The 13,320-nt window shown below is 69.9% G+C and carries 11 protein-coding genes; 3 read left to right on the forward strand and 8 right to left on the reverse strand.

The features are described from left to right. Positions 1-14: 14 nt before the first annotated feature. From ACFY01_RS24100 to ACFY01_RS24135, 8 genes are all read right to left on the reverse strand, one after another. On the reverse strand, positions 15-1,403 hold the full coding sequence (locus ACFY01_RS24100; RefSeq protein ID WP_390737776.1) for an MFS transporter: 1,389 nt from the start codon (positions 1,401-1,403) through the stop codon (positions 15-17). Further along, positions 1,403-2,524, reverse strand: coding sequence for a SagB/ThcOx family dehydrogenase (locus tag ACFY01_RS24105; RefSeq protein WP_390737777.1), 1,122 nt, complete (start codon positions 2,522-2,524; stop codon positions 1,403-1,405). Before ACFY01_RS24105 ends, ACFY01_RS24100 begins: the two co-directional genes overlap by 1 nt. Positions 2,525-2,552: 28 nt before the next feature. Next, entirely contained in the window at positions 2,553-3,656 is a 1,104-nt protein-coding gene (locus ACFY01_RS24110; protein WP_390737778.1) for a hypothetical protein, read from the reverse strand. Between the two features lie 90 nt (positions 3,657-3,746). Next, a complete protein-coding gene (locus tag ACFY01_RS24115) occupies positions 3,747-3,914 on the reverse strand; it encodes a hypothetical protein (protein WP_390737779.1) in 168 nt (55 codons plus the stop codon). A 264-nt stretch (positions 3,915-4,178) separates the two neighbouring features. After that, a complete protein-coding gene (locus tag ACFY01_RS24120; RefSeq protein ID WP_390737780.1) occupies positions 4,179-4,757 on the reverse strand; it encodes a GAF domain-containing protein in 579 nt (192 codons plus the stop codon). After that, positions 4,754-5,599, reverse strand: a complete 846-nt coding sequence (locus ACFY01_RS24125) for a S8 family serine peptidase (RefSeq protein WP_390737781.1) — start codon at positions 5,597-5,599, stop codon at positions 4,754-4,756. The genes ACFY01_RS24120 and ACFY01_RS24125 overlap by 4 nt, the downstream gene beginning before the upstream one ends. Then, positions 5,600-8,554, reverse strand: a complete 2,955-nt coding sequence (locus ACFY01_RS24130) for an AAA family ATPase (RefSeq protein ID WP_390737782.1) — start codon at positions 8,552-8,554, stop codon at positions 5,600-5,602. It abuts the gene before it with no gap. A gap of 219 nt (positions 8,555-8,773) precedes the next feature. Next, positions 8,774-10,720 (reverse strand): BTAD domain-containing putative transcriptional regulator, encoded by a 1,947-nt coding sequence (locus ACFY01_RS24135; protein ID WP_390737783.1) that lies wholly within the window; start codon positions 10,718-10,720, stop codon positions 8,774-8,776. Positions 10,721-10,972: 252 nt separating this feature from the next. On the opposite strand from ACFY01_RS24135, the gene ACFY01_RS24140 reads away from it, so the two are divergent. The 3 genes from ACFY01_RS24140 to ACFY01_RS24150 all read left to right on the forward strand — a co-directional run bounded on the left by ACFY01_RS24140 (position 10,973) and on the right by ACFY01_RS24150 (position 13,243). Then, entirely contained in the window at positions 10,973-11,419 is a 447-nt protein-coding gene (locus ACFY01_RS24140) for an XRE family transcriptional regulator (RefSeq protein ID WP_390737784.1), read from the forward strand. Between the two features lie 62 nt (positions 11,420-11,481). After that, positions 11,482-12,039, forward strand: a complete 558-nt coding sequence (locus ACFY01_RS24145) for a ParH-like protein (RefSeq protein ID WP_390737785.1) — start codon at positions 11,482-11,484, stop codon at positions 12,037-12,039. After that, the gene (locus ACFY01_RS24150; protein WP_390737786.1) at positions 12,032-13,243 is read left to right on the forward strand and encodes an MAB_1171c family putative transporter; all 1,212 of its coding nucleotides are present in this window, start codon (positions 12,032-12,034) and stop codon (positions 13,241-13,243) included. Before ACFY01_RS24145 ends, ACFY01_RS24150 begins: the two co-directional genes overlap by 8 nt. Positions 13,244-13,320 lie beyond the last annotated feature (77 nt).

Raw genomic sequence — 13,320 nt, forward strand, 5'->3', positions numbered from 1 at the left:
GCTCTTCGTGCCTCTCATCGCGGGTCGTCGGGTACCGCGACAGCTGCCGCGGGGTCCTCTGCGCCGGGAGCCGCGCGGCGTCCGGTGCGCAGTCTGATGACGGCGACCGCACCGGCGAGCGCCATCAGGCAGGAGGAGACCGTCATGACGGTGTCTATACGGTGGAAGTGCAGCCCCGCGAAGGACCAGGCGAAGTCCGGCCCGAGGTCGCTGACCAGGATTCCGGCCAGTGACATGGACGAAACGGAGGCCACGTACACCAGGGGGTTCAGCGCTGAGTTGACCCGGCCCAGGAGCCGGTTGGGAATCTCGTTCAGGAGCATCGGGCCCAGCACCGCGTTGACCATGCCCAGCGGTATGCCGACCAGGCCGAGGACCCCGATGCTGAAGAGCAGCGAGGTCGATCGGGCGTAGACGAAGAGCAGCAGAGCCGTGGCGAGGATGCCCCAGCCGAACAGCCGACGCTCACCGAGTCTGCGGGCCGTCCGTGCCATGAGCAGCGCACCGACGATCATGCCTGCGCCCAGGGCGCCGTTGAGGGTCCCGAGCCAGCTCGGATCCGTTCGAAGGTTCTCGCTGACGAAGAAGACCTCCAGCACGTTGACCGCCCCGACGCCGAACAAGTACAGGAACACCGACACGGCAACGGTGGCCAGCACGTTGTTTCCGCGGATGAAGCTCCAGCCCTCCGCGAGCTCCGCCCAGAAGTCGCCCTTCCCGCCGTTGTGGTCCGCGGTCGCCGCCGGGACGTCGGTGAACCGGATGCACAGGTAGGAGACCAGAAAGGAAACCGCGTTGACGAGCAGTGCCCATTGCTCGCCCACGGTGAACAGCAGGGGAGCCGCCAGCGGGGGGCCGAGCACGGAAACGGTGTTCGCGGACGCCGAGGCCAGACTGAACGCCCTGGCACGGTCCTCCTCCGCAACGGCTGCGCCGATGGTGGCGAACCTGGAGGGGTTGAAGAACTGCGCGACGACGGAGGTACCCGCGACCGCGGTGTACACGGCCGCGAGTTGTGCCCACAGCGGCAGATCCGACGCGAACAACGGGACGAGCAGCAGGAGTCCGATGACGCCGGCCCGGATCAGGTCGGCGTTCATCATGGTCCGCTTGCGGTTCCACCGGTCGGCGAACACGCCGGCCAGCGGGCCCACCAGGACGGTGGGTACGGCAGCGGCGAGCATGACGCCGCTGACAGCCGTCGGCGCCCAGGTCCGGCCCTTGGCCAGCACGGTGCCCACCCACAGCAGAACGGTGACGTCGAACACGTAGTCACCGAGTTGGGAAACGGTCTGCCCGAGCCACAGTTTCTGCCAGTTCCGGTTGGCACGCAGCCCTGAGGCGCCCCGGGGGCCGGCGTCGGCTCCCTGGCCTGCCGGGGCGGAAGCGCGCTCAGGTGCCATCAGTAGGCCTCCGGCGGGGTGCGCGGCGTCTTGATGGACTGCGGCAGGCCGTCGGGGCCCGGGCTGGGGATTCCGCAGGCCATGGCGAACGTGGTGAACTCGCGCGGCTCGTCGAGCTGGAGCAGGGAGTCCGCGTCGCTGTCGCGGATGGCGCCGGTGAGGGCGGCGCCCAGGCCCAGTGCGCTGGCCGTCATGGAGAAGACCTGTGCCATGTGTCCCACATTGTGCAACATGATCTTGTAGGCCCGGGGGTCGGGATACTTCCACGACATGCGCTCGGCGACCGCGGCGGTGAACACACCGAACGAGCAGGACACAAAGAATCCTTGATGGTGCGTCAGGTACTCCGCCTGCTCCCGGCCCGCGTTCTCGTCCACCGGCACGAGCCCGTGGCGGATGCCGTCGTACATGTACAGGCCCGGCTCGACCCCGCTGACATTGAAGACGAAGACAAAGGCTTCGCACTCATGGCGAGCGCCCCCCGAAGCCGCGGCCCGCAGCTGAAGCGTCCCCAGGGGCCCCGCGTCCGCGAAGCGCAGCGGCGCGAAGGAGTAGTGCAGCATGTCGGAGAACCGGTCGAGGTCCACAGGGGTGTCGTCGAAATGGCGGTGGGTCCGCCGCGACTCCAGCACGTCCAGGTACGGGGCCTCGCACCGCACTCTGATCCTCGGCAGCAGCAGGATCCGCTCGGACGGCGGCCGGCGGACACTCGACGGCCTGGGCCGGGCCGACAGCTTCTCCACGTACCGCTGAGCGGCTTCCTCGGAACCGTCGATGAAGTCGGTGTCCCTGATCCGGTTGTGGAAGCTCCATGCCGTCGTGCCCCAGTCGGCCCACGGGGTCGGGGGCTCCTGGTTCTCCAGCACCAGGAAGCCGTAATCCGCCAGACACTTGACCGCGGCCTCGGGCGTGCCGTCCGGCCAGTTGCCGTCGAGGCCGTCACGAGCCCCGAGGAGAAGGCCGACGATGTCCGCCCGCACTCTGAGCCTGAGGCGGTTTCTGGGGCTGGATATGACGAATTTTCCCTCGAGCGCCTCGATGACCAGCGGATCCACCGTACGGAGCTTCCCGAGTGATTCCTTCGACGGCGCGATGGACGTGCCGTTCTCGCTTGCGGTCACGCTGTGCCCCTCCTCGGCTGCTGCCGCATCACCGGATTCGAATGACTGTCGCGGTGCGGCCGAGGCGCGCGGACGCCAACTCCTGCAACGTGTTCAGGTCGCCTGGTCCGAGCTCTGGGCTCGCTCGTCGGACGGGCACGGAGGGGCTGCTGCCGGCATGTACTGTCCATTGCCGGGCGATGCGGTTCACCAGACGCGGACCGGCCGGGGCGGCCAGGCGGCAGGCGTCCGCGAAGCAGGCGTTCCCCGCCGCCGGCTCGCCGTACTGATGAAGGACGCTTCCGAGTACGGCCATGAAACGCCCGTGTGCGACATCGTCGGAGAATCCGGCGCGCTCACGCTCCCGGCACAATTCCATCGCCTCGTCCCGCGACCGCTCGATCGTGCCGAAAAGCGATGGATGTGCCAGGCGATGCAGCCGGTCGATCGCCGACAGCGCCGGCGCTATCCCGGCCATCCGTTCTGTTCCAGGCCAGGGACACCCTTGAATACTCAGCATTTCGTGAGCATGGAAGGGGCCTATGGAGACAACTGACGGCCATTTTTCGCACAGCTGGCGGCATTCCGAAACAGCCACTTCTATCCGGTTCCGGCGAAGAAGAATCTTCGCGGTTTCGACGATACGATTGCCCCGCGCGAAAGCACGGATCCGGTGCGCCAGGGTCCCGTCTCCTGCGGCGATGCCCGAGGAAATCGCAAGACCGTGGAAGTGGAACGCCCCTCCGTCGGCGAGTCCCTCCAGACGACGGAGCCCCTCCAGAGCGCGGCCGGTCTCCGACCCGTAGCCGTCGACACGAATGATGTTCACCACCGCCTGAAGGCCGAGAAGAATGAGATCCGAGTCCTCCTCGTTCCCCCGGTTCCGCATGGCGTACCGGATCTGCATCCGGCACAGCTCCCGGGCGGCCGAGCTCCGCCCGGTGCGGTACAGCTCGAGCGACAGCCGGTTGGCAGCCGTGAACACCTCGGCGATGCCGCCATGGGCGAGCTTGGACTCGAGGGCCGCCCGGAGGCCGGACGGACTCTGCCACACGACCAGGTCCTCGGGAGCCAGGAGGCCCAGCCAGGTGGTGTCGACTCGCGCCCGGCCGGGCTCCTGATTCGCTCGGGAGATATCCATGACGATCAGCAACCGGACACGACGGGCACCGAAGGGACCGAGGACGACTCCGGCTCCGCAGCCACGGCACACTCCTTGTTCTCGATCACTGACCGCAGCGACTCAGCCGGTGCAGCCGATGTTGATGTGCCACGAGGCGCTGGGCTCAGTGGCCTCCTCGATCCTGATGCCATGCGCCTCGACTTCCTCCGACTCGGTCTCCTGCGAGTCGAGTTCCCGCAAGCCGGCGTTCAGCGAGTCGCGGACGACCTTCTTGATCTCATCGGACACGGCCAACCCCTTACTCAGACGTTGATGGGTTCGCTTTCAGGGACAGTGCGCCCTGCGGTGATTCAGGGCGGCACGTACAAATGTAAACAGCGGTCAACACGATTCGTCCATACGTGGAGCTCTTGATTCTTGTCTCATTTGGCGGCGCCTTGAAGTGGAACTCAAGGGTCCGATGAATTTTCGCGAAAGAATGCAGCCGAGCACCTTTTCGTCTTTAGGTGCCATGTGATTCTTTCTCCGGTCGGGAAAAGCGTCGGGCCCCCGTCAGGCTGACGACTCCAGCAGACGACGGAGATCCTCGGCCATGCGCAGCGCCGCAGTCCGGTCCCCGCTGCCGAGGGCCGGGCCGTCCGGTTGTCTCCGGCGGTCGGCCACCACCCGGAGTGCGACGGCCGCCTGCCGGGCGAACAGCGCCAGCAGATCCAGTTCGTCGAGGCTGGACCGGCACTGGGGTACAGGGTCGAGTACCTCCAGGACACCGAGGACGCGGTCGCCGTGGGTCAGCGGAGCGGCCATCAGGGCATTGGGGACGTACTGTGTGGACTTGGCGAAGTCCCGGTCGAAGTCGGCGTTGGACGACAGGTCGTCCACGATCACGGGTTCGCCCGACATGACCACCCAGCCGGCGATACCGCTCCTCGCAGGCAAGCGCCGACCCACCAGGACGTCTGCGCCCTGGCCGGAGACCGCCTGGAAGACCAGTTCGTGCCTGGCCTCGTCCAGCAGGAACACCGAACTGGCGGCCGCGCCGAAGATGGCGCGCGCCACGTCGACCACGGACCGCAGGAGCTCCTGGGAGAGCGGATCGGTCTCGGCGTTGCTCTGGGCGCTGTTGTCGTTCACGAAGCCCCCCTCATACCGATGTGCACGTTGGCCGCGGAAAGGTAGAGCGCGGTCTTGAGCTGAAAGCTCGTCAGCCTGCGATGCCTGGAGAGGATGCGGGCGCACAGTCCGCTGATGTACGGCGTGGCGTAGCTGTTCCCCGTCGTACGAATCGTCGTTCCGTCGAGCCAGGCGACCTGGACGTTCTGGCCGGGAGCGAAGAACTCCACCGGAGGCTGGGGGTTGTAGAGATGGAGTTCGGGTTCCTCCTCCGCGTGGCTGCCCACCGAGATCACGGACGCGAACCGCCAAGGGAAACTCTCCACCGGGGTGTTGTGGGCGGAGGCGACGATCACGGTCCGGCGGAAGTACGCCTCGTCGGCGAGCGACCGCAGTTCCTCGACGAACCGCACCCGGGTCGTGGACAGGCTCAGGTTGATCACGTCGAATCCCTCGCAAATCGCCCAGCGCAGGCCCGCGAGCAGTACATCTCCCGTTCCCACGAAAGTCCTGCCCAGCACCTGCACGCTGTAGAGCTCGCACTCCGGCGCGGTTCTTCGGATGATCCCCGCGCAGGCCGTGCCGTGTCCGCAGCTGTCCGTGGCGTCGGTCTCCAGCACCCTGATCCCGTGCTCGTCCTTCGTCACGGTCCAGGCGCCGTCGACCCGGCCGATCAGCGGATGGCCGCCCTCCACCCCGGAGTCCACGACGCACACACGCACGCCCTCCCCCTTCGCGTCCCTCCAATCCCACGCGTGCCCGGGGCGCTCCCCGTCAGCGGTGATTCCGATGTCCTGCGGTCGCCTGCCGCGCAGGCTCCACACCAGCCCGGGGCTGCGCGCTGCGGTCTTCGCGGTATCCATTCAGCGGCCTTTCGGAGTCCGGTGGAGGAGCGGGTCCGGGCCGGACCTTCCCCATGTGACCGCCCAGACAAGGGACAGGCCGTCGAGGTCGGTGGCGCCGCGACGAGCCAGGGATCCCGGAGCCAGTGGTGAGCCGGTCGGGCTGGTGCTCGGCCCGAACAGGGGCAGCACCAGAGCGCCCTCGGCGTACCCCGCACCGTCGGCGAGCCGTCGCGCCTGCACCATGCGGGCGCAGGCATCCTCCCGCCTCTGCTGGAGTGCCGGCAGCACGGTCGGCGGGCAGCTGAGCGCCAGCCGGACAGCCGGTAGCCGTTCTCCGTGCTGGGCGAGCAGGCTGCGGACCCGGGACACGGCATCGGGCACCGGCGCGGGTCTCCGCCGCAGGTAGACCCCTACAGCGCCCGGCGCCAGGGCACGTTCCGGCTCGGCGCCCGAGCGCTGTACGTGCGCAAGCCCACGAGTCGGCAGGGCGTCGGCCGCTGTGTGCCTGCCCTGTGGCTGCCACTCCTGCGCCCACCGGATGCAGGCCCTGGCCCGGCCGAGTCCGTCACAGGCCCGCTCGGACACGACCATGGTCCGCTCGGCGGCCTCCACGGCGGTGCCGCCCACGGAGGCCGGGGAGACCACGGCCGGCGCAATCCGCTCATGCGCGGCCTCGACCGTCCGCGGGCTCGCCCCGCCCTCGGCCGTCCCTCCGCCGCCCCCCACCCCTGCCGGCTCACTGGTCTCCGCTCCCGTGCCGCCGTCGGTTTGCGCCGGACGGTCGCTGCCGGCTGCTGACGTGAGGACGGCCTGGAGCAGGGCGCGTCCCTCGTCGGTGTGCCCGGTGGTCGGGCGGGCTTCGGCGAGTCTGCGGGCGGCGTTGATCCACTCGAATTCGCCCTCGTGAACGAGGTCGAGGGCTCGGAGCAGCAGGCTGCCGGCCCAGGCGAGGTCGGAACGGGCGAGTGCCGTGGCGCCGCTTTCGACCAGACGGCAGGCGGCGGCGCGTCGCAGTTCGTCGGTCCGGCTGTCGGCGATGCCCAGCTCGGTGCGGTACCGGTAGGCGCTCTCCAGGTGGCGGGCCACCGCCGCGCTTGCTTCCGCCGTCCGGCCCTCACCCCGTACAGCCGTGTTCGGCAATCGCTCGGCGAGCAGCGAGGCGACGTGCTCATGCCGTTCGGCTCGAGCGCGTTTCGCCATGGACTTGTACGTGACCTCGTGAATGAGACCACTGCTGAACCGAAAGACGGGCGCCGCACGGCCGCCCCCGTCCGCCCCGCCGACGAGCCGGTGCCGACGGAGCCGGGCGAGAGCGGCGCGGACCCGTGTCCGGGTGTGCGACATATCGGAGCCACCGCTTGCCGCGCTGTCGTACAGGGCACCCCCGGGCGCGTTCTCACGGTCGCGCTCCGCGAGTGCGAGCACGTCGTCGACGGTGAACTCCCGCCCTACCACCGCGGCCAGATCGAGAGTGGCACGCTCTGCCCGGCCCAGCGCGCCGATCCGTGCACCGATCAGTGCCTGGAGGGTCGTGGGCAGGTCGCTCGCGTCGTCCGCCCGGTACCCGGGCCCGTACTCCGACAGAGCCGCGAGCAGATGCTCCAGGTGGAGTGGATTGCCGCCGGCCGCCTCCAGCACGTGTGCGGGTACGCCGGTCCGGGGCCTCGACCGGGCCCCCTCGGCCGCTGACCCGCCGCCCCAGCCCCGGTGCGCGCCGGTCCCCACAAGAGCGCCGGCCACGGCGCCGGCCTCGCGCGGGGTCAGTCCGAGCAGCGCCAGCAACCGCGCTCTGAACCGAGCGGGTCCCCGGCCGGGGCTGCGGTCGAAGACGTCCGGGCGGGCCACACAGACGAACAGCACGGCGTACGAGGCCAGTTGTTCGGCGAGCGTGCCGAGTGTGCCGAGCAGGAGGTCGCCGGCCCACTGGCAGTCGTCCACCACCAGCACGATCGGCCGGCTGCGCGCCAGCGAGGCCAGCAACTCCCCGACCGCGGCGCACGTGTCGTCCACCGAGGGGTTCGGGGTGCCGTCCTCCAGCAGACCACCCGCCAGTACGGCAAGCGCCTGCCCGGCCTCTGCGTGCACGTCCGGGAACTGCCGCAACAGTTGCCGCAACGCATCCGCCAGCGGTGTCAGGCTTCCGTGCTCGCCGTAGGGGCGACAGCGGCCCGAGCCCTGCGCGCAGTCCGTGCTCACGGTCTTGCGCCATTCGTGGACGAGACGGGTTTTCCCTATCCCCGCCTCGCCGTAGAGGATGAGGACGTTCGGGGTGCCATGCCCTCGCACCACGTCCCTCAACGCCCGCTGGAGCGCGGCCAGTTCCCGGGTACGGCCGACGAACGGTACATCGAAGCGGCGCGAGACCCCCGGGTCGTCCTCGGTGATGCCGAGCAGCCGGAATGCGGTCACCGGTGCGGCCTTCCCCTTGAACCGGAGCGGGCCGACGTGCTCGGTGCGGGCGGCGGCACCGGCCGCCTTCCGGGTCTCGGCGCCGATCAGCACCTCGCCCTCGGCGGCATGCTGTTCCAGTCGGGCGGCGATGTTGACCGTCTCGCCGGAGACCAGGGCCTGGCGGGTTGATACGTCGGTACTGGTCACGGCGGGCCCGGTGTTGACGCCGATCCGCACGCCGAGCCGGATACCGAAGGTGAGGTGGAGTTCACTCTCGTTGAGTTCCCGTACCGCGTCGAGCATGGCGAGCGCCGCGGCCAGCGCTCGGCGGGCGTCGTCCTCATGCGTCACCGGCACCCCGAAGACGGCCATGACGGCGTCCCCGATGAACTTCTCGACTGTGCCGCCGAATTCCTCCAGCCGCGCCCGCACCAGGTCGAAGTACCGCAGGATCACGGTCCGGAGGGCCTCCGGATCCAGTACACCCGACAGCGCGGTCGAACCGACGAGGTCGCAGAAGACAACGGTCACGACCTTGCGTTCCTCGACGGGAGCCGCCGTGACGGCGAGACCGACAGGCACACCGCAGAACGGGCAGAAGCGTGCGTTCCGCGGCAGCGTGCCGTCACAACCGGCACACCGCATGGCTGTCTCCTCTCGCTCCTGGTACTCCTCCGCGAGCTCCGCTCACCCGAACCAGTCGGTGAGCAGCCCCCTCCGTGGGCTCGGCCTCCCCCGCAGTGTCGGCGGGGGTGGTTGGAGACCGGGGTCGAAGCGGTTGGGATCCGGTAAATCGCCAGGTCATGGCGGATTGCGGAAGGTGATCTCAGGTTTGCGGAAGGCGATCTCGAGCCAACGCCCCGCCGGCGGGGGCACGTGCGAGACGGCCTGCTCGCGGGCGAAGGCGCGGATGAGCCGCGGCAGCTCGTAGAGCGCGGCGTGCGAGGTGACCTCGCTGTCCGGGGCGAGGATGACTCCCGAGTCCATCAAGGACTCCAGTCTGCGGCACGCGTCGAGCTGCCCGCAGCTGAGGATCGCGGCTGCCTGCCCCAGCGTGAAGGGCCCCTCCGGCAGGGCTGCCAGCCGCGCCAGCGCGGATCGGTCCGCCCCGGACAGGTCCCGCCAGCCGCTCGCCAGCCGCGGCCGTACGTCCATGTCTCCGGCTACGAGTTCGTCGAGCACCATCCGGTCGTCGGCCAGGCGCCTCGCGTACTCGTCCAGCGGAAGGTATCGCCGCACGGCCAGCTTCAGACCGCACACGCGAACCGCCAGCGGCAGCATGCCGGTGGCGGCGACGATGTGCTCCGCCGCCTCTCGGCCGGCGCTCAACCGGTCCGGGCCGACGAGTCTGCCGAGCAGTTCCAGGCTTTCGGCGGCGTCGAACGGTGTCGTCTCCAGGCGGTGGGCCGACGTCAGGCCCGCCAGCGGGGTCCTGGCGGTGACCAGCACGGCGCTGGCTCCGGTGTCCGGGACGAGCGGTCGTACGGCCGCCTCGTCCGCGCAGCCGTCCAGTAGGAGCAGAACCTTCCGGTGCGAGACCCAGGCACGCCAGGCAGCCGCGGTCCGTTCCGGCTCCGGTCTGCTCGTGGCCCGCGAAGTCGACGGCCCGGGCGGCCCGGTGGTCCCGGTGAATCCGGTGAGGTCGGCGAGTTCGCTCAGTACCGAAGCGGCCGTCCGCGCCCGGCCCGCCGCGTCCCGCATGCGTAACAGCACCCTGCCGTCGGGGAATTCCTCGGCGAGCCGGTGCGCGGCGTGGACTGCCAGCGCGGTCTTGCCGGTCCCGACCGGTCCGGTCAGCACGGTCAGCCGCCGGCCGCCGTCGCCATGTGCCAGGAGAGCGAGCAGGGCCCGCAGTTGCTCCCGACGCCCGGTGAAGTCCGGCAGGTCCGGTGGAAGCAGGGTGCCCAACTGTCGGCCCGATCCGCGTGCCGCCCCGGCACCGGCCTGGGCGAACAAGCCGCCCGCTTCGTCCCGGCCGCCGGAGAGCATCGACCAGTAGAGCGCTTCGAGCGCCGGGCTCGGCGGAAGTCCGTACTCGGCGGCGAGCAGTTGGCGCAGCCCCGCGTAGGAGGCCAGGGCCTCGGTCTGCCGGCCCTGGTTGAACAGGGCGTTCATCTGCGCGGCCCTGAGCCGTTCCCGTTCGGGGTACTTCTCGACGAGTTCGCCGATGGACTCCGCCACCTCGTGGTGGTTGCCCAGCCGCAGTTCGGCCTCGGCCCAGTCCTCGTAGGCCTGGAGACAACGGCTGTCCAGGCGTTCTGCCTCGTACCGCAGCGTGGGAGAGAACCGCAGTTCGTGCAGCGCCGGCCCCCGCCAGAGGTCTAGTGCCTCCCTCAGCATCGCGGATGCCGGGGCGAAAGCGCCCTGGGACGACGCCTCCCGGGCAGAGCGGACCAGGTGCCGGAGGCGCAGGGTGTCCAGTTCCTCGGGGCCGACGCGCAGCAGATAGCCCCCCGCCTGGTGGACGAGCCGGTCACCGGCCCCGGCGGAGTCCAGCAGTCTGCGCAGCGCCGAGACGTACACCTGGATGTTCTTGCGCGCCGTTCGCGGCGGTTCGCCGTCCCACAGCGTTTCCGTCAGCAGATCGAGCGAAACGGGAGCGCAGGGACGGCACAGCAGCATCGCCAGGAGCAACCGCTGTTTGAGCGGCCCCAGCGGGAGGACCCTCCGGCCGGCTGCGCCTGGCGCTTCCGCGGACAGTGAGCCCAGGACGGAGAACCGTAAGCCGGTGCATGGTGGTTCGGCCATATCCGGTTCACCCTTCTGATCCCGCCATAAGCTGAGATGAATGACTGAAGCCGCATGACATATACCAGATGAACTGGACAGGAGAGAACAAGAGTTCCCGCCAGGCCCTGTGCGGTGGCTGCCGCCGCGCTCGGTTCCCCGCGCAGCGCACCTCGTCCGCTCTCGTTCGACCTTCGCCGAACGGGACCAGCAGCTAGGATGAATGGAAGTGGATGCTGCCCGACTGGACGGGCCGGCGGGGACGGAGGGCACGTGACGGGCGAAAACGGGTCCGCATCGACGCCGTCGGAGTCGACGCTGGCGGACCGCATCGACGCACTGTTCCGCGTCGTCCGCAGACCTGACCGCGAGCAGTACAGCCACGAAGAGGTTGCCCGTGCCTGCCGCGAGGCGACAGGGGAGAGTTTCTCCGCCACGTACCTGTGGCAGTTGCGTACGGGGCGCCGGGGCAACCCCACCAAACGTCACTTGGAAGCTCTGGCACAGTTCTTCGATGTCCCCGTCGTGTACTTCTTCGACGACGAGCAGGGCGCCGTCATCGCGAAGGAACTGGAGCTGCTCGGTGCGCTGCGCGATGCCGAGGTGCGCAGCGTGGCGCTGCGCGCGGTCAACCTCTCACCCGAAGGCGTCGGCACCATCAGCGACATGATCGACGTCATCGCCCGTCGCGAGAGCGCAGCACGGGGCGGAGGGCCGTAGCCGAAGCGCTCGCTCGTGCTCGGCAAAGTCCGCGGGTCCTGGTGGCGGTGAGAGGACGGCTTGTGCGTACTGACCGGCGAAGGCGGCAGTGGCGGCAGTGGCGGCAGTGTCAGCGGATCGTCGACCAGCTCGTCCTGCCCGAGCCGTTCGACGTCACCGAATTCATCAGTGAGCTCGCGCGTACCCGTGGCCGCCCGATCGAACTGGTCGCCGTCCCCTCCCAGTTCGACGCCCCGTGCGGGGTACTGGTCACCACCGACCGTGCCGACTACATCGTCTACGCCCACGACACCACACCACTGCACCAGCAGCACATCCTGTTGCACGAGGCCGCCCACGTCATCTGCGGCCACTACGAGACGGCATCCGCCCCGCCCGCCGCCGCTCGCGTCCTGCTGCCCGACCTGCCCCCGGCGCTGGTCCGACGAGTCCTCAGCCGGAGTGTGTACACCGAGCCGCAGGAGCAGGAGGCCGAACTGGTCGCCTCGCTCATCCTGACCCGTGTGGCGCAACTCGCCCGATCCGGTCCCGCCGTTCCGGAGCGGTCGCAGCTGCGCACACTGTTTGGGCGGCCTCAAAGCCGCTCGTCCGCCCGCGACCAGGGCGGCGCGAATGGCTGACCTCGGCAGTCTGCTCGCCGCCGGCGTCTTCGTCGCCTTCGCGGTCCACCGTGCGATGACCATCCGGCGGGGGGCCGGCCCCGCACAGCGGTACATCGCCGGCTTTGCCGCGTGCATGGGAACGGCGATGCTGTTCAGAGCGCCGGTGATGGCGTCCGCCCTGCACTCGCTGCGGCCGCTGGACGCCGTGGCGGCCCTGGCCACCCACGAGCTGAAGACCTGCGCGCAGGCCATGCTCCTCTTCGTGGCGCTCTCGCTCAAGCCTTCCCGCCCCGACCGGCGTTCCGTACGGCGGCAGGTCCTGCTGGCCTTCGCGGTACTGGTGGTCGGGGCCGCGGCCCTGCTCGCCGCGGGCGCGAGGGCCGAGAGCGGGCCGGCCGCCGCCCCGGTGGGCCAGCGGTGGATCCTCGCGTCGTACAACGTGGTCTTCGCCACCTACGGCTCCTGGTGCCTGCTCGTCCTGGTCCGCGAACTCTGCCGTCAGGCAGGTCAGTTGACACCAGGTCCGCTGCGTACGGGCCTGCGGCTGATGATGCTCGCCGGGCTGGTGGGCACGGCGTGGACGCTGTGGGTGCTGACGTACATCCCCACCAACCTGGCTCAGGGGCTTCAGGCGCCCAGCGAGGATGCGGTGTGCAGCGCGCTCGGCGCCGTCACCGCCATCCTCGCCACCGGCGGGGCCACCGCGACCTGGTGGGCACCCTTCCCCGAGGGCCCGCTCGGCGCACCCGGCCGCTGGCTGTTCGCCTACCGCGCCAACCGGGCTCTGGAACCTCTGTGGTCGGCCCTGCGCACCGAACTCCCGCAGATCGCCTTCGACGCGTCCGCCGCCACTCGCCGCCCCGCCCCGTGGCGGGCCGAGTTCGCCCTCTACCGCCGGGTCATCGAGATTCGCGACGGCCACCTCGCCCTGCGCCCTTACGTCCCCACCGACGTTGCCGCCTGGGCCGCCGAGGCCGCGGACCGTTCCGCGGACCGCCGCGCGGTCCTGGAAGCCGCCACGATCGCTGCGGCTTTGGAAAGCAAACGTGCCGGACACCGTCAAGGAGGCCCTCACTCCGTCGGCCCCGCACCTGAGCGGATAGCGGGCACGATCGCCGCCGAGGCCGCGTGGCTCCTCAAAGTCGCCACCGCCTTCACTTCTTCGTCCACGGTCGCGGCGGTACGCGCCCGAGCCCGCGCGACCTGCGACTCCGCCGCGTGATGCGTGGTTCAGGCCGAGGGTCGGTGACACGCGACTCGACAAGCTCACCGTCCGTGCCACCGGCGGCACCGACAAAT

The sequence above is a fragment of the Streptomyces sp. NPDC001480 genome (genome assembly GCF_042894725.1).
Classification (GTDB): domain Bacteria; phylum Actinomycetota; class Actinomycetes; order Streptomycetales; family Streptomycetaceae; genus Streptomyces.